Origin of the sequence: Micromonospora sp. CPCC 206060 (assembly GCF_036906895.1) — a bacterium.
GTDB lineage: Bacteria > Actinomycetota > Actinomycetes > Mycobacteriales > Micromonosporaceae > Micromonospora.
Genome location: NZ_JBAKHU010000095.1, coordinates 1 through 16381, shown reverse-complemented (window position 1 = coordinate 16381; position 16381 = coordinate 1). Strand labels below are relative to the sequence as shown.

The following is a 16381-nucleotide window of genomic DNA, read 5'->3' as shown; positions in this document are numbered from 1 at the left end:
TCTGCTGTCCGCGAGCAGGGACTCAACTGTCCGCCAACAAGGATTTTTCAGCGTCCGCTAGCAACTCAACCTGTTGACCAGCAACAACCCCAAATGACACACGGTCTTAGGTCGTTGTGGCGTGTCGCTTGTATGAGCCTCGTCCGGGACTGCTCATGAGCTGCCGCCAAGATCAATCACAGAATGTGTGCCAGAGCCAGCTTCCAGCGTCCGTTGACAGGCGCAGCAGGAGGGCGTCGAGGATGACGTCGTTGCCGCTGGTACGCGCAACCAGGTTGATGTCCTGCAGTTCGCCGGGCGTGAGGGCCCTGCGCGGGTTGGGCAGCCGGCGCGGCTTGGCCACCCGGTGGGCTGGGCTGTCCGCGGCGGTGAGGTAGCCGTCGGCGACGGCACGGCGGTAGACGGCGCGGGCGGCCGCGATGACAGCTCACCCGCGTGCCGGCCCTGCCGGCCGGTGCGCCGCGAGTAGGCGGTGGCGGTGACCTGCCGCATGAGGGCCTCGATGTCGCTGGCAGTCACCTCGTCCAGCCGCAGATGGCCGAGCACGGCGACCATCCGATCCCAGTAGGTGCCATAGGTGCGCCGAGTGCCCGGGCTGGCCGCGGCCGCGACCCGCGGCAGGTAGTCGGCGAGCGTCGGCATCCGACGCGCCGGATCGGGCTGTGCGGCGAGGTCGGCCAGGGTGAGGCCGAGGTGCGCGAGCATCTGCCGGGCGGTGACGATGCGTGACGGATCAGCCGGCATCAGACGGGCCTTCGAGGACGGCGGCGTGCAGGTCCGCGAGGAGCCGCGTGATGGTGTTCGAGGGGTGCACGACGAGCAGATCCCGGGCAGGAACCGCCGCCAGCAGCACCACCTGGTGTGAGGTGATGCCGCACATCTGCCGGGCCGCAACCGGCAACGGCAGTGCCCCGCGGGCGCCGACGGTGTGCCTCCCGTCAGGCCCCGCGGTGACCAGGAGAAGGCCGTCGGTGACGTCGACATGGAGGCGGTGACCGGGCGGCCAGCCCAGCGCCCGCAGCAGCGCCCGGGCGGCCACCCGGCCGTCGGCGTCCGGGCGGGCCACGCCGAAGACGATGTCGTCGACCGGTTCCCGCGCAGGTGGGACGGGTGCGGGCAGTGCCGGCATCGGAGCCGACGGCGGTGCCGGGCGAGGAAGCGGGGCCGGGATGACCGCGCCGATCAGCTGCTCGTCGAGGCGTCGGCGGGGCGGTTGCCGGGCGGCCGTCATGGTGACCGCCGCAGCCGTTCGCGGAGCCTCAGCGGCTGGCGTCGAGAGCCCTGATCTTCGATGTGTGCACGGCTGCTAATTCGGGTCCTACAGTCCAACGAGGCAGCCCGGCAGGCGCTGGTGAACCCGCCCGGACTGCCTCGTGAGAACAAGTGACAGCGGCATCACGCCGGATCGCCCGCCGCGCCGCCATGAACAGCGACGACGGGCGACCATACGCCTTCGACAGGTTGCAGGGCCTGTCGCACGGTCCATGCGGTCCGGGTTGGTCGGGGTTACCGGTTGAGGATGACCTTGAGCGCGCCGGTTTCGCCGGCCCGCGCGAAGGTGTCGTAGGCCTGCATGAACTCGCCGAGAGCGAAATGGTGCGTGATGAGCCGGGCCGAGTCGATCTGGTGCCCGGCGACCAGCCCGAGCAGGGCAGGGGTCGAGTACGTGTCGACCAGGCCGGTCGTGATCGTAATGTTTTTGATCCAGAGCTCTTCCAGGTGCAGCGTCGCCGGCTTGCCGTGCACGCCGATGTTGGCTACCCGCCCACCGGGACGGATCAGGCGGGTGCACAACTCAAACGTGTCGGGGATACCGACCGCCTCGATGGCGACGTCCGCCCCGAGCCCGTTGGTGAGCCGCATCAGCTCGGCGACCGGGTCCTCGCGGCTGCTGTTGATCACCACGTCCGCGCCGAACTGCTTGGCCGCCTCAAGCCGTCCGGCGGCGAGATCGATCGCGACCACATGGCTCGGCGTGAACAGCTTGGCGCCGAGAATCGCGGCCAGCCCGATCGGGCCGGCCCCGACGACGGCGACGGTGTCGGCCGGCTGGACGGCACCGTTGAGCACGCCGACCTCGTATCCGGTGGGGAGGATGTCGGCGAGCATGAGGGCCTGATCGTTGCTAACCCCGGCCGGCAGTGAATAGGTCGAGTTGTCGGCGAACGGCACCCGAACGTACTCGGCCTGGGTTCCGTCGATGCGGTGGCCAAGGATCCAACCACCCCCACCCACGCACTGCCCGTAGTGGCCCCCACGGCAGAACCGGCAGCGACCACAGGCGGTGATGCAGGATACGAGAATCCGGTCACCCACGCAGACGTTCTTCACACCGGCGCCGACCTCGACCACGGTGCCGACGGCCTCGTGGCCCAGAATCCGCCCATCCGTGACCGCCGGTACGTCCCCCTTGAGGATGTGCAAATCGGTGCCGCAGATGGTGACCGTGTCCACCTGGACGATGGCATCGGTGTCCTGCTGCACTGTCGGGTCCGGGACTTCGTCCCAACTCTTGCGGCCCGGACCATGATAAACCAGCGCTCGCATCTCGAGTCGCCTCCTAACAGATATCTTCCTGGTACTGTCGCTCCGCACCCCACCCGGTCGCAGAACCATAGTTCCCGTCCGGGCCGGGACATCATTCTGCCGGCGGATGGCGCCCGGCATCTTCGTGCTGCAAGGAAACCAGCCGTACCGGTGTCACCTTTTGCACGTCGTCGGCTGTGACGCCCGGCGGCGTCTCCAGCAGCACCAGACCATCAGAGGTCACGTCGATGACGCCGAGGTCGGTGATAATGCGATGCACAACGCCCGCGCCGGTCAACGGTAACGTGTTCTCGGGCAGGATTTTTGGCGATCCGTCCTTGGCGCAGTGCTCCATCAGCACGATCACTCGGCGGGCGCCGTGGACCAGGTCCATCGCTCCCCCCATGCCCTTGACCAGCTTGCCAGGCACCACCCAGTTCGAGAGGTCGCCGCGTTCACTGACCTGCATGCCACCAAGGATCGCCGCATCGACCTTCCCCCCACGGATCATCGCGAAACTGGTGGCGGAGTCGAAGAAACTCGCTCCCGTCGCGGTCGTCACCGTTTCCTTGCCGGCGTTGATGAGGTCCGGATCCTCCTCGCCCGCGACCGGGTAGGGGCCCAGGCCGAGGATGCCGTTCTCGCTCTGCAATACGATCTCCACGTCCGCGCGCACGTGGTTGGGAACCAGTGTCGGCAGACCGATGCCGAGGTTGACGTATTCGCCGTCGTTGAGTTCGGCTGCAGCGCGAGCAGCCATTTCATCTCGCGTCCACGGCATGTCAGGCACCCCCTGCGGCCGTCTTGACGGCGCGCAGGGTGAGTCGTTCGATCCCCTTGTCGGCGGCCTGGTCGGGCGTCAACGGCACCACCCGCTGAACGAATACTCCGGGCAGGTGGATCTCGTCGGGATCCAGGTCGCCCGGCTCGAGGAGTTCTTCCACCTCCGCGATCGTCACCCGCCCGGCCATGGCGCAGAGTGGGTTGAAGTTGCGGGCGGCCTTGCGGAAGACCAGGTTGCCGTGCCGGTCACCGCGTCGGGCACGCACCAGGGCGAAGTCCGGCCGCAGCGCCGTCTCACGCACAAAGGCCTGTGGCACGCCGTCGACCCCGAAGACCTCGGTCGGCTTAGGTTCCGAGGCCAGCACGACCTTCCCCGACGCGTCGTACCTGATCGGCAGCCCGCCGTCGGCGACCTGCGTGCCGACGCCGGTGCGAGTGTAGAACGCCGCGATCCCGGCTCCGCCGGCGCGCAGCCGTTCCGCCAGCGTCCCCTGCGGGTTGAGGTCGATCTCGACCTCGCCGGAGAGATACTGCCGCTCCAGTTCCTTGTTCTCTCCCACGTACGACGCCACCAGACGGCGGATCTGCCGGCCCTCCAGCAGTAGCGAATTGCCGACACCTGGGATCCCGCAGTTGTTGGAGATGATCGTCAGCTCCGACGCACCCTGTTCGGCGAGTGCGGCGAGGAGCACCGACGGGATGCCGCAGACCCCGAAGCCACCGCTGGCAACGCTGGCCCCGGTCGGGACGTCGGCGACCGCCGTCTGAGCCGAAGCCACAACCTTGTCCACCTCACGCCTCCTTCAACAGTGCCCTGCGCATCAGAACCGTTTCGGGCAGCGCATCGGCCGGAATAGTGGTCAGTACGAACCGGGCTCCGTCAGGAGGCGTCTCGTCCTCGCCGTGCCAGAACGCCTCGGGCAGTACGGTGGCCCGCGCGGCATCGCCGGCCACCTCGATCGACGAGTCGAATCGCATCGCCAGCGTCCAGTCGAAGTGCCCGGCCACGTTGGTCAGCGAGGAGTAGTCGCCGAGCCGCTCCGGGGACTCCAGCGTGGCCGAGTCCCCGCAGCGGGCCCGGGCGTCGAGGAGCACCAGTCCCAGCGGCGGCGACCCGAGGCGCCCGAGCCATTCGGCGAGGTACATGGAGGCGCTGTCGGCGTGGTCCTCACCCACCTCGCCCAGGCTCGTACCAGCCCGGTCGTGTGCCCGCATCAACCACCGCGCCGGCGACGGCACCGACAGCACGACCCGTCGCCGGGTCGAGTCCGCCAACGTGCGCATGGTCGAGACCAGTCGCCCGACGGCGAACTCGTCGCCGAGCAGGGTGCGTAACGAATAGCCCGTGCGGCTGCGCTTGCCCATCGCGCTCACCAAGTCAGGAGTCGCCGCGAGATACGCGTCGTAGAACGACCCGGTGTCGATGAACACCGCGTCCGGGTCCAGCAGGGCGTGGACCTGGGCGACGTGCCCGGTCAGGGCGGCGAGATTACCCCAGGGGATCTCGCCACCCTGCCGTAGCACCGCCGTCGCGTAGGCGTCATGGTCGATCACCAGCGCCCGGCCGCCGGGCGCGGCGTCGAGCAGGGCGGTGAGGGTAGACATTCGGCGCTCCCTGCTTTCAGGCGAGACGTTTGATGTTCTCGCCATGCCTGTCCTCCAGCTCCTTCACCCGCGCCTCCAGCGCCGCGATCTTCAGCTCCCGACGGTCCGGGATCACAATGATCGGCAGTTGCTTCAGCGGCCCCTTGACCCGCTGGCGACCGTCGATGTTGAACACCGTGGCGGTGATGTCCTCGGTGTCGTCACCCCAGGCGCCGTAATAGAGGAGGTCCTTCGGCGGCTCCTCGGTGACGAACTGCTTGACGAACTCCCCGTAGGGCTTGCCGCGCTTCAGGCGCGCCTGACGGGCCCGCGCGCGTGCATGCTTGGTGCCCTCGGCGTCGAGCCGGAAGGTGGTCGGGTCATAGCGGACACCGAAGATATCCTCGGCGACCTTCTGGCTGATCCGGCCGATTTCGGCGTCGCGTACCACCGACTCGGGCAGACGCTCCAGCGGGTCTCCGTAGCCACCGCCGGCACCCTGGGAGATCATGTAGAGCTCGCCGTCCTTGGCCCGGTCGTACTGCAGACCCATGTGATAGGTCGAATACCTCCCGTCGGGGAACGGGCGCTGGTTCATGACCTTCTCGATCGAGAGGTCGAACTTTGTGTTGTCCCGCCGGATGTGCTCATAGACGTTCGTGCCCTTGACCATCGACAGCGGGTACGTGCCGCAGCCGTAGCCCCCGAACATGCCGTAGATGGACGAGAACTTCGCTCCGGACGTCACCGTCATGAAGCCCCACTCCGGCGTGCCTTCGGCGGCCACGATCATCTCGTAGCCCATGCCGCCGGTGAACTTGCCGAAGCCCATGTTGTCGCGGACCAGGCGCTTGGCCACCAACTGCATGAAGGGCACCTCCTCCTCCATGACCTCCTGCTCGGCCGTGTCGGCCATGGCGCAGAAGAGCGGAGATACCGCGTCCTCACCGTCCCGGAAGGGCTTGGCTCCCCCGGGCATGCCGTTGAGGTCGGCGCACAGGTTGCCGACCATGTCACCGTGCTGGGTGACGCCGCCCCACAGGAACGTGTTGATCTGGTTGAACCAGTTGGCCACAATGTTCGAGTACTTGCGGGGCGTGGAGAACGACATCTTTCCATAGAGCGCCTGCATCGCAGAGAAGCCTCGGAACGAGGCCTGCAGCGACTGTCCCATCGGGGCGTCGTAGGACGCGTCGGCCCAGGTGCCCTCGTCGGAGATGATCTCGATGCAGCTCATCGCTGACGTGCAGCGCGGCAGGTCGGGCCACCAGAACGCCAGAATCGCCTGCATCATCATCGACTTCACCGAGCACAGCGGAGAGTTAATCGCCCGATTGATGATCTCCGGTCCGGTGCCACGCAGGTCGACGGTCATCTTGTCACCCTTGACGTGGATCTTGCAGGCGAGCTTGATGAGGATGTTCTCCTTCAGCGTCGAGTCCATGAACTGGTTGAAGGAGTACGTGCCGTCGGGAAGCTCGGAAATCCGGCGGCGCACCTCGGTGTCGACATCCTCGACGGTGATCCGCAGAGCCGCCACGAACGTGTCGACGCCGACCTCGTCGATGACCCTGTCGATGCGCTCCATGATTTTTCGGACCGCGGTGATCTTCACCTTCAGGTCGGCCAGCTGCAGCTTGGGATCGCGCACCGAGTGCTGGAGGAAGGTCAGCAGGTCCCGACGCAAGTGGCCACGCTCAACGATCTTGAAGGGGCTCATCCGGATGCCGTCGTCGAACGGCGTCTCCGAACCGGACGGCATGCCGCCCGGCTCGCAGGCGCCGTTCTCGCCTTCATGGATGGTCGCCGCCACCCACGCGATGATCTCGCCCTCACGAATAATCGGCATGATCATCGACTGATCGGTGTTGTGGATGTTGCCGAACCGGGCGTCGTTGTGGATAAAGCCGTCGCCCTCGTGAATGCCGACGGTCGGCTCGTCCTTCCAATACTTCATGATGTACCGGATCGGGTGGTGCAGGATCGCGGAGAACGCGATCACGCCATGGCAGGAGAGGTAGGACACATCTCCGGCCGCGGTGTAGATCGCGGTCGTCAGGTCGCCCCACTTCGCGCCGGGAGCAGCACCCTGCGCCTCGCACATCTCGTAGCCCTCATCGAGCGCACCGGCGATCCGTTTGCGGATCCGCTCGACCACCAGCCGGTCGACACCGACGGCGATCGCCTGCTCCTCCCTCGACGACCGTGCCTGGATGGAGTGGTCACGCATGATCTGCGGGTCGGGGCCGAGGAAGAGGGTAGTCTCGTCCATGAACTGGTCGACCCATTCCTGCTCCTGCGGAGTCAGGGTGTTCTGCCGGGTCGCCTGATCCTGCTTGGCGCCCTCGTCCGTGACAGTCAATGCATCCTCCCTGGTGTGCTCGATCAGTTCTGCAGGAACCAGACGGCGCCCTGCGCTGTCGGTTCCAGACGCCAGCCCGGCTCGACGAGGTAGGTGGTGTTCTCGGTCGTGACGATCGCGGGACCGGGGATCACGTTCTCGTGTGACAGCGCGGTCTGGTCGTAGACCGGCGTCTCGATCGGCTTGTCGTGGCCGATGAAGTGGGCCCTGCGGCGGGAAACCTCGGTCGGCACCGTGCGCTCGCCGCCGGCCCCCAGCGAGTCGAAGTTCACGACGTCGCCGTCGACGTAGGAGGCCACCCGCACGGTCCCCACCCGGATGCCGGCCTCGGGTGCCGCACTGCTGGCGCCGAACCGGTGGCTGTAGACATCACCGAAGGTGCGGATCATGTCCAGTACGTCGCCGACGCCGCTCATCCGGTTGATGTCCAGGGCGACGGCCTGGGTCAGCAGCTGGTTGCCGTAGCGCATGTCCAGCTCCAGGCGGTACTTCACGCCGTCGGGCGAGAAACCCTGACGAACCAGGTCCTCCCGGCCCCGCGCCTCGAGCTCCTCGACGATCGCATTGAACTCGTCGTACTTGTCGTACAGCGACCGGGAGGTGGCGTTGTACATCGTGATGTGCACGCCGCGCTCGTGGAAGTGCAGCTGTTTCATGTTGCCGGCGCCGCAGGCGGAGAACACCGATGAGAACGGCGGGGCCAGCACCCGCTTGATGCCGGCGTGACGCGCGATGCCGCAGGCGTGCAGTGGACCGTTGCCGCCGTAGGCCAGCATCGTGAAGTCCTCCGGCAGGTAGCCGCGGACCCGCAGCTCCTTTCCGATGCCAATCGCCATCTGCTCGTCGACGCCGTCCTTGATCGCGCGGGCGACGTCTAGGACGTCCAGCTCGAGGTGGTTACACAGGTTTTCCTCGATGGCGAAGCGGGAGCGCTTCGGGTTGAGCTTGATGTAGCCGTTGGCGTAGTTGTCCGGGTCCAGGTAGCCGAGCAACAGATCGGCGTCGGTCACCGTCGGCCGCAGTCCGCCCCGGTCGTAGCAGGCCGGGCCGGGATTGGAGCCGGCCGACTCCGGACCGATCTTGATGGAGTTGTGGATCCGGTCGTACGACGCGATCGAGCCGCCGCCGGCACCGAGGGTGTCGAGATGCACCATCGGCACCGATACCAACCAGCGGTCGATGGTCGGCAGGAAGTCGTAGTGCTTCACACCGCCCTCCGGCACGAGGCCGATGTCGAAGGACGTACCGCCCATGTCGGTGGAGATCACGTGGCCGAGGCCCGTCTCGTTCGACAGGTGCTCCGCGGCGCCGACGCCGGCGATCGGCCCGGAGTGGATGGTCTGCAGGGCATCGGTTGAGTTCATCTGTGCCATGCCACCGGAGTTGTGGATGACCAGCATCGGCCTGTCGTAGCCGGAGTCGCGCAGGTTGTTCGAGAGCTGGCTGAGCGCGTGAAACATGATCTCGTGCAGGAAGGCGTCCACGATGGTGGAGGTCGCCCGCACATACTCGCCTTTGCGGCCGGAGACCTGGTGGCTCAGCAACAGCGGAATGGCACCCAGCTCGTGGGCCGGGAACTCGTCGAGGACGATCTCCTGGATCGTCAGCTCGTGTTCGGGATTCTCGGTGGCGTTGACGAGAGAAACCACCAGGGCCTCGGCGCCGGCGTCCACCAGCTCGCGGACCACCGTGCGGACGTTCTCGGGATCGAGTCTCGCCACCACCTTGCCGGCCGAGTTGACACGTTCCTTGACCGAGCGGATCAGATGCCGCGGCACCAGCGGCTCGGGCCGTTGGGCTGCCGGGAGGTTCTGTTGCATCGAGTAGTCCAGGCCCTCGCCGTACCCCCGGCCGCGGGAGAGCGGGATGGTGTCCTCGAAGCCGTGGGTGACGATCGCCCCTACCTTGGGCCCCTTGCGCTCGATGAGGGCGTTGGTGCCGAGGGTGGTGGCGTAGCGGACCGAGTCGACTTCCTTGAGCACGATGCCGCGGTCCAGTCCGGCACGGCTGCACGCCAGGTCGAGCGCCTCGTTGAAGCCCAGCGCCAGGTTGTGATGGGTGGTCAGTGCCTTCGCCTCGACGTAGGTCTCGCCCCAGACGAAAAAGCAGTCGGTGAAGGTGCCGCCGATGTCGACGGAGATACGCTTCATCGGGATCCTTCCGTGGATATCCCCGCCTTGAGACGGGGAAGGAAACGGAACTCCTGCGGAGCAGGGCAGAGAAAGTCGATCCGCCGCCAGGGCGGATCGGCGTTGACCAGCGTTTCATCGCAAGGATTACGAGAAAGCTCGCTTGGTTGTGAGCTATGGCCACGCTCGTGAAGCGGGCGTTTAAGTACCGCTTCCATCCGAGCGAGGCGCAAGCCGCTGAGCCGGCGCGGACGTTCGGATGTGTCCCCAGGATCTACAACCTGGCGTTGGCCTCTCGCACCGAGGCGTGGACGCTGCGCCAGGCACGGATCAACTACGCCACCTCGGCCATGCTCACCGCGTGGAAGAAGACCGACGAACTCGGGTACCTTAACGAGGTTTCGTCGGTGCCGTCGCAGCAGGCGTTGCGGCTCCTGCAGGCCGAGCAGCTGCCGCTGCACTTGCGAGCGTGGACCTGCCGATGCAGCCGCACCATCCACGACCGGGACGTGAGCGCGGCACGCAACAGTCTGGCCGAGGGGCTCTCGGGTGCTGCTGCCTGTGGAGCTGGTGTAAGACCTCAACGGGAGTCCTCCCGGACGGGGCGGTCAGCGGATGTGGCCAGTCGCCTTGTGCATGGCGGTGTATTGCTGCGCGTCCTCGCCGGGCCCGTAGTTGTGAGCCTCCTCGGGATCGACGCCGAGTTTCTCCCACTGGGCGCGTAGCGCGGCGACGTCGATGACGAGATCGGCCGTCGGCGGGTGTCCCGGCGGCACGTATTCGGTCTCGAGTTGGGTGCCGCAGCCGGGGCAGTAGAACTCCAGGATCCGGCAGTACGTCGGGTCCGGGGAGAAGGTGTACTCGTAGCGGTCAGGGTCGATGATCGGCTGGTGGATCTCCCGTGGGTCACGGTCGTAGACCAGGCAGCCGGGCTTGTAGTTCTCGTGGGCGGACCAGATGTCGCGGTCGCACACCCGGCAGACCCAGCGCTCGGTGTCGAGGTCGATGACCAGGTATTCGGTCATGGGGACACGCATGATGACCCTCCTCTCGCGGGTGTCAGTGGGATGTCAGTGGGTGTCGGTGAGCAGCAGGTCGCCGGATGCGGTGACCCGGAACTGCCAGCCGGGCAGCACGTGGGCGGTGAAGAACGGGCCCTCGACGATCGCCGGACCCTCGCCACACGCACCGGGCGGCATCTCGGTGAGCATGAACGCGGGCACCTTGTCGATCTGATCGGGCGTCGAACGGACGGGCCGGGTCTCTGGGCTCATCACCCGGATCACGGGCACGCAGGTGTCGGGAACAACATCGGGGTGGGGCAGCGCAGCCGTCACCGACAGCCGCAGGGAGACCTGCTTCCCGGAGAAATCCACGATGTCGCCGGTCCGGTACGGCCTGGTCTCCACCGCCGACCCGTCGGCGTCCTCGACGGTGAGCAGCACCTCCGTCTGACAGTCCTCGAGTGCGTAACCCTCCTGGAAAAGGTCGCGCCTGGCGCGGACGAGCATCTCGTCGTACGTCGCCGCGGCGCTCGCCGTGGTCGGCTCCGGCACGCCGACCTCGTAGGTCTTGCCGATGTCGGAGAAGGCGATGCCGAATGCGGAGAAGACCGCAGCCATCCGCGGGATCAGCACCGTCTTCACCCCTGCCTGACGGGCGGCACCGGCGGCGCTCATCGGGCCGGCGCCACCGAAGGCGACGAGGGCCGAGCCCTCCTCGACTAGGTGCGCGAAGGAGCGCGCCAACGCCTCGAAGTAGGCCCGCTCCATCCGGATCAACGCCTCCTCCAGGCTGATGCCCAGCGGCTCGGCGATGGTCCTGGTGACGACCGCTAACGAGCGGTCGGCGTCGAGCCGGAAGGTGCCGTCGAGGTAGCTGTCGGCGTCGAGGATGCCGAGCAGCAGGTTGACGTCGGTGATCGTGGCCTCCGTGCCGCCGAAGCCGAAGCAGGCGGGGCCGGGCGCCGCTCCCACGCTGCGCGGCCCGACGGTGATCTGCCCGTCCACCACCGAGATCACCGAGGACCCACCGACACCGGTCGAGTGCACGTCGCTCATCGGGTAGGAGATCCGGACGCCTTCGATGGTGCCGCGCTCATTGGCCGCCACCGCACCCCCGCGGACGACACCCACGTCGGTGGTGGTACCGCCGATGTCCATCATCAGCGCGTGATCGAGGCCGTAGCTTCGAGCCAGCGCCGCCGTGCCTTCGAGGCCGCCGCGCGGTCCGGAGGAGTACGTCTTCAGCGCCACCGCCTTGGCCACCCGCGAGGAGGCCCCGTCGTTGCGGTAGACCAGCAGCGGGTTAAGCACCTTGTACGACTTCAGCCGTCGCTCTGCCCCATACAGGAAGCGCTCCATGGTCGGGTGCAGGAACGAGTTGAGCACGCACGACCACACCCGGCGCGAGTGCTCCCGGTCGCCGGCGAGGTCCCACGAGTACAGGAGCGGGATCGAGCCGAGTAGGTGCCGCGGAAACTTCCGCAGCAACACACTTCGCAGGCGACGCTCCTGCTCCGGCGACTTACCGACCACCACTACACGGGCGGCGCCCAGGGTGGTGAGCCGGTTGATCCGCTGGACAACTTCGAAGTCGATCTCCTCCTCGGCCGCGGCCATGTCGATGGTGAGCATCCGGTCGGCGACCAAGCCATCGAAGAGGCCCTTCTCGGCTTCACGGCTGCGCATCTGCTCGAACAGCCCCGGCATCGCGCTGAGAATGCCGATCATTGGGCCCCGCCGCTCAACCAGGGCGTTGGTGCCCTGTGTGGTCGAGTAACGGATGTGCTGCGTGGCATGCAGCAACTTGTCCGTGTTGGCCTCGCCGTAGAGGGCGGCCGAGGCCTTCTCGATCCCGGCGAAGAGGCATTCCGACAGGTCGTGCGGCGTCGTGAGGGTCTTGGTGTAGGTGAACTGGTCGCCGTCCCAGATGCAGACGTCGGTGAGCGTGCCTCCGTTGTCGATGTTGATCAGGGTGTCCATGCCGCTCCTTGGTTCGTGAGTCCCTGGATTTCCTGCGCAGGGGCACCTAGATTTCAGGCGGGTTTCCTGCGCAACTCCGGCGTGCGGACAACCTTCCTCGTGTCTCACCGGGCGGCGGTGTCCCAACATCGGACACCGGCCGCGCTTGGATGTGGCGTAGGTCTCAGTCACGATGTATTTCCGCGGGATCAACGGACTATTTCATTCGAATCAACGAGGCCTGAGGAGGTGCGCATGCCAGACACCGAGAACCGCCTCCTACGGGTGGCCGCTGCCAGGGCAGACTTCCTCGAGTGCGGCCGCGCGGGCGCGAGCGGCGTCCCCGATGTGCTCACTGCCTCGTGGGAACGCAGCCAGGCGGCCGGCGTGGACAGCGCACGACCACACAGCGACTACACCCACGACATCGACCTCGGGTCCCGTCTGGTGCGCTGCGCACGTCCAGTGCTCACCCAGCTCGGCGACGACACCGCGGACCTCCCGCTGGTCATCGCCCTGACCGACCACAAGGCCAGGGTGGTTCAGCGCATCGACTTGTCATCGGCGGTCGGACGGTTGCTCGACAGGGTCGAATTCGCGCCAGGTTTCAACTACTCCGAGTCGACCATGGGCACCAACGGTGTCGGCACGGTGCTCGAGGCCGGCCAGCCGATCAGCATCGTCGGGCCGGAGCACTTCACTGAGCACCTGCAACCCTTCGCATGCACCGGCGCCCCGGTCATCGATCCCCTCACCGGCCGGGTGGAGGGCGTGCTGGACATCTCCACGCTCACCCAGACGTGGAGCCCCCTGATGCACACGCTGGTGAAGAGCGCCGCCAAGGACATCAGCCGCAACCTGTTGCTGGATCGCAGCCAGGCCCAGCACGCCCTCTTCGAGACCTACCTCCGCGTCGAGGCCCGGGCGTCCCGTCGGGCCATCTTCGCCTTCGGTGACTCGGTCTTCATCGCCAACGCCGCCGCCCAGGGACTATTCAGCGCCGGCGAACAATTGACCCTGCGTGAGCACGCGACCTTCCTCATGAGCCGCCGCGACCGGGTCAGCGACACCCTGGTCCTGCCGGGGGGACGCATGGTGCACATTCGGGGCACCCGCATCCTGGCCGGCTCCGAGGTAGCCGGCATGGTGGTAATCGCCGACCTCGTCACCACGGAGCGGGCCGGATCGATGGACGACTTCACCGAGCAGGCGCTGCCGCAGATCGCCGCCGCAAGCCTGCAGACCTCCCGCATCGCCGGCGACCTGTATTGGCCGCACGAGGCCATCAGCGGTGGTCAGTCACCAGCGTGGGTACGCGCCTGCGACGAATTGCGCGAAGCCCTCGTGAAGGAGAAACCGGCGATCGTGCTCGGTGAGACCGGCACTGGCAAGTTCACCCTGGTCGCTGAAATCTTCCACGCCTCGCACCCAGTCGGCCGAAGCGTATTGATGGACGCTTCCCAGCTGAGCATCGGGAACTCTCAGACCGACATCAAGTCGCTGCTCCCAGGCAAGCCGGAGTCGACCCTCTATATCGTCCGCAACGTCGACCAGGCAACCACCGAAGGAGTCGAACAACTCGACGCATTCTTCATCGCGCTCAAGCGGCTCGACGGCCCCACCTCGTTCGTTGCTACCCTGTCGGACTCCTCATTGGATTCCGACCTGCCTTTCCACGCGCTCCTCGGCCACTTCGAGGTAGCGATCACGGTGCCGCCGCTGCGATGTCGTACCGACGACCTCGCAACCATCACCACATCGGTCCTGCGCGAAATAGCCCCCAATCGCAAGGTGCGGCTCAGTCCGGATGCCGAACGGATCATCGCCCGCTACTCCTGGCCACGTAACGTCTCCCAGCTGCGCGAGGCCCTCGAGCACGCACTGCGGCGGCGACCAGTCGGGGAGATCCAGGCCCAGGACCTGCCGGCGTACTGCCAGACCACCTCGCGACACGTGCTCACCCCACTGGAGACGGCCGAGCGGGACACGATCGTCGCCGCGCTTCAGGAGACCGACGGCAACCGGGTCCTGGCGGCCGCCCGGCTCGGGATGTCGCGGTCCAGCCTCTACCGCAAGCTGAAGGTCTACGGCATCACGGCCTGAATAGCCGAATGCCGCAGGCGCCCAGGATGTGCCCGGCCGCTGATCGTCCTGGTCATCGATGAGCTGGCGAACCTGACCGCTTACTTCACCGACCGCCAGTTGAAGGACCAGATCAAAGCCGCTTTGTCGATCCTGCTGTCCCAAGGCCGCGCCGTGGGCGTACAGTTATCGCCGCGATCCTGTACGGTGCCAAAGCTCTGTCTCAAGCTTGTGGTCTGGGAGTTTGCGAGTAGCTCAAGCTGCCTGTGGGGTTCCAGGACCTCGTCGCGTGCGCTGAGCTGGGTCTTTATGCGGCTCGTTCGTACTCGTAGATCAGCCCGCTGAGAACCGGCCGGCGTTTGACCCGCTCGTGAGCAAGGTCGACGGCAGGACGGTCGGTGTCAATCACCTGAAATCGTGGAGGGCGTCGTTATGCGGCCTTGGCGTCCAGCGCGCGGGCCTCTGATCGTTCGTAGTCGATGGGGGATCGCCAGTCGCAGACGGAGTGCCGGCGGCGCCGGTTGTAGAAATCGGTGATCCAGGTCGCGATCTTCAGACGGGCCTCGGTACGGGTGCGGAACTGGTAGCGGTGGACGTACTCGACCTTGATGGTGGAGAAGGTGGCCTCGGCGACGGCGTTGACGCTCCTATAGCTGTCAAGTCGCTGAGGTGGGGGCGGCTGTGAGGATCCGTAGGGGCCGTAGCAGGGCCCAGACCTCGCGGGCGAGCAGGCGCTTGAGGCATCGGATGATCTCGGCTTTGGTCTTGCCCTCGGCGGTGCGGCGGGCGACGTAGGAGCGGGTGGGTTCGTGGTGTTGCATGCGGACTATGACCGCCCGGTAGAGCGCGGCGTTGGCTTGGCGGTGGCCGCCCCGGTTGAGCCGGTGACGGTTGGTCATCCCGGAGGATGCGGGGATGGGCGCAACGCCGCAGAGCCTTGCCCAGGCTGGTTCGGAGCGGACCCGGTCGATGTTGTCACCAGCGACGATGAGCATCTCCGCCGCGGTGTCAGCGCCGACACCGAAGGCCTCGACCAGTTGCGGTGCCAGCTGGCTGGTGAGTTCGGCCAGCAGCTTTTCGTGGACTTTGATCTCCTCGTTGAGCTGCTGCCATCGGCGGGCGATCGAACGCAGTGTGTGCTTGGTCGCGGCGGTCACGCTGGTGACCGGTCCAGGGCGTAGGCCGACGCACCGCTCGATGAGCGCCATCTTCGACAGCGGCTGCAGCTGCTCGCGTAGCTCCGGGCTCGCGGTGACGAGCACGGCCTTGAGGCTGATGATCGCGGCGGTGCGGGCCTTGACGGCGACATCCTTGGCGATCTTGATCTGGCGGATCATCTCCACCATTCCGTCGTTGGTCTTCGGGACGGAGGTGGAGTTTCCGGCCAGCACGGAGCGTGCAGCGTTTTCGGCGTCCAGGGTGTCGCTCTTGCCACGGAGCCGGCGGTCACGGCGGTCGGTGCGCAGCACCTCGATCACCCTGAGCCCTCGACGGCGGACAGCAGAGGTGATCCCGGCGCCGTAGGAGCCGGTGCCCTCGATCGCGAAGATCAGCTTCTGAGCACCGAACCCGGCGGCCCAGTCCAGTAGTTGCTCATAGCCGCCGCGATCGGCCGGGAATGAGCGGGCGTCCAGGTGACCGCCGATGTCGTCCAGAGCGACCGCGACGTGGACGTACTTGTGGGTGTCGACGCCGATGACGACTCGACGTCGGCGGGGATCGGGGCTCATCCTTGTCATCGCGACTCCAGCCAGACCAGGGCGAACAGGGTTCGTGACGCTGGCCGGCCGGGTGGACGGGACTGTGACGGGACCTGCTGCGATCAGGCTCCTATGAGGTCACTGCCCGCCCGGCCAGCACCACTGGTTGCGCACCGGCAGGCGGACGACTGTGGTTCCCCTCGTAACGTGGAGGCCAGGACTTGAGGGATAGAGGCTCATGGCTGAAACGAG

The 16381-nt window shown here is 66.7% G+C and carries 14 protein-coding genes; 2 read left to right on the top strand and 12 right to left on the bottom strand.

Annotation, left to right across the window (positions count from 1 at the left end):
- Nucleotides 1–172 precede the first annotated feature (172 nt).
- The 8 genes from V6U90_RS30010 to V6U90_RS29975 form a co-directional block, all read right to left on the bottom strand.
- Nucleotides 173–343, bottom strand: coding sequence for a hypothetical protein (locus tag V6U90_RS30010; protein WP_334443860.1), 171 nt, complete (start codon nt 341–343; stop codon nt 173–175).
- 390 nt (nt 344–733) lie between these two features.
- Nucleotides 734–1231 carry a hypothetical protein gene (locus tag V6U90_RS30005; RefSeq protein ID WP_334443858.1) on the bottom strand — a complete coding sequence of 166 codons (498 nt, stop codon included), beginning with the start codon at nt 1229–1231 and terminating at the stop codon, nt 734–736.
- A gap of 275 nt (nt 1232–1506) precedes the next feature.
- The gene (locus V6U90_RS30000) at nt 1507–2667 is read right to left on the bottom strand and encodes a zinc-dependent alcohol dehydrogenase family protein (protein WP_334443856.1); all 1161 of its coding nucleotides are present in this window, start codon (nt 2665–2667) and stop codon (nt 1507–1509) included.
- Complete coding sequence (locus V6U90_RS29995; protein ID WP_334443854.1) at nt 2639–3307, bottom strand: CoA transferase subunit B; 669 nt, start codon at nt 3305–3307, stop codon at nt 2639–2641. The genes V6U90_RS30000 and V6U90_RS29995 overlap by 29 nt, the downstream gene beginning before the upstream one ends.
- Before the next feature lies 1 nt (nt 3308).
- The gene (locus V6U90_RS29990; protein ID WP_334443851.1) at nt 3309–4100 is read right to left on the bottom strand and encodes a CoA transferase subunit A; all 792 of its coding nucleotides are present in this window, start codon (nt 4098–4100) and stop codon (nt 3309–3311) included.
- A 1-nt stretch (nt 4101) separates the two neighbouring features.
- On the bottom strand, nt 4102–4914 hold the full coding sequence (locus V6U90_RS29985) for a hypothetical protein (protein ID WP_334443849.1): 813 nt from the start codon (nt 4912–4914) through the stop codon (nt 4102–4104).
- A 16-nt stretch (nt 4915–4930) separates the two neighbouring features.
- The gene (locus V6U90_RS29980; RefSeq protein WP_334443847.1) at nt 4931–7255 is read right to left on the bottom strand and encodes a hydantoinase B/oxoprolinase family protein; all 2325 of its coding nucleotides are present in this window, start codon (nt 7253–7255) and stop codon (nt 4931–4933) included.
- A 23-nt stretch (nt 7256–7278) separates the two neighbouring features.
- Entirely contained in the window at nt 7279–9405 is a 2127-nt protein-coding gene (locus V6U90_RS29975; RefSeq protein ID WP_334443844.1) for a hydantoinase/oxoprolinase family protein, read from the bottom strand.
- A gap of 155 nt (nt 9406–9560) precedes the next feature.
- Here V6U90_RS29975 and V6U90_RS34045 point away from each other — a divergent pair, with 155 nt between their 5' ends.
- Nucleotides 9561–10109 (top strand): helix-turn-helix domain-containing protein, encoded by a 549-nt coding sequence (locus tag V6U90_RS34045; protein WP_442933695.1) that lies wholly within the window; start codon nt 9561–9563, stop codon nt 10107–10109.
- Here the strand turns inward: V6U90_RS34045 and V6U90_RS29970 are convergent.
- A complete protein-coding gene (locus V6U90_RS29970) occupies nt 9993–10421 on the bottom strand; it encodes an acetone carboxylase subunit gamma (RefSeq protein WP_334443842.1) in 429 nt (142 codons plus the stop codon). The genes V6U90_RS34045 and V6U90_RS29970 overlap by 117 nt on opposite strands.
- 33 nt (nt 10422–10454) lie before the next feature.
- A complete protein-coding gene (locus V6U90_RS29965; RefSeq protein ID WP_334443839.1) occupies nt 10455–12539 on the bottom strand; it encodes a hydantoinase/oxoprolinase family protein in 2085 nt (694 codons plus the stop codon).
- Between the two features lie 63 nt (nt 12540–12602).
- Between V6U90_RS29965 and V6U90_RS29960 the strand changes: the two genes are divergently transcribed.
- Nucleotides 12603–14450 carry a sigma-54-dependent Fis family transcriptional regulator gene (locus V6U90_RS29960; protein WP_334443837.1) on the top strand — a complete coding sequence of 616 codons (1848 nt, stop codon included), beginning with the start codon at nt 12603–12605 and terminating at the stop codon, nt 14448–14450.
- 409 nt (nt 14451–14859) lie between these two features.
- On the opposite strand, the gene V6U90_RS34040 is transcribed toward V6U90_RS29960, so the two are convergent.
- Nucleotides 14860–15039 carry an IS3 family transposase gene (locus tag V6U90_RS34040; RefSeq protein WP_442933696.1) on the bottom strand — a complete coding sequence of 60 codons (180 nt, stop codon included), beginning with the start codon at nt 15037–15039 and terminating at the stop codon, nt 14860–14862.
- 46 nt (nt 15040–15085) lie between these two features.
- A complete protein-coding gene (locus tag V6U90_RS29955; protein ID WP_334443834.1) occupies nt 15086–16168 on the bottom strand; it encodes an IS110 family transposase in 1083 nt (360 codons plus the stop codon).
- Between the last annotated feature and the right edge of the window lie 213 nt (nt 16169–16381).

What these genes read in the sequence shown, in the direction of transcription:
- V6U90_RS30000 (WP_334443856.1), bottom strand. Translation starts at nt 2,667, where the DNA reads ATGCCGGGCGCCATCCGCCGGCAGAATGATGTCCCGGCCCGGACGGGA.
- V6U90_RS29960 (WP_334443837.1), top strand. Translation starts at nt 12,603, where the DNA reads ATGCCAGACACCGAGAACCGCCTCCTACGGGTGGCCGCTGCCAGGGCA.
- V6U90_RS29995 (WP_334443854.1), bottom strand. Translation starts at nt 3,307, where the DNA reads ATGCCGTGGACGCGAGATGAAATGGCTGCTCGCGCTGCAGCCGAACTC.
- V6U90_RS29985 (WP_334443849.1), bottom strand. Translation starts at nt 4,914, where the DNA reads ATGTCTACCCTCACCGCCCTGCTCGACGCCGCGCCCGGCGGCCGGGCG.
- V6U90_RS29975 (WP_334443844.1), bottom strand. Translation starts at nt 9,405, where the DNA reads ATGAAGCGTATCTCCGTCGACATCGGCGGCACCTTCACCGACTGCTTT.
- V6U90_RS29970 (WP_334443842.1), bottom strand. Translation starts at nt 10,421, where the DNA reads ATGCGTGTCCCCATGACCGAATACCTGGTCATCGACCTCGACACCGAG.
- V6U90_RS34045 (WP_442933695.1), top strand. Translation starts at nt 9,561, where the DNA reads ATGGCCACGCTCGTGAAGCGGGCGTTTAAGTACCGCTTCCATCCGAGC.
- V6U90_RS29955 (WP_334443834.1), bottom strand. Translation starts at nt 16,168, where the DNA reads ATGACAAGGATGAGCCCCGATCCCCGCCGACGTCGAGTCGTCATCGGC.
- V6U90_RS30005 (WP_334443858.1), bottom strand. Translation starts at nt 1,231, where the DNA reads ATGACGGCCGCCCGGCAACCGCCCCGCCGACGCCTCGACGAGCAGCTG.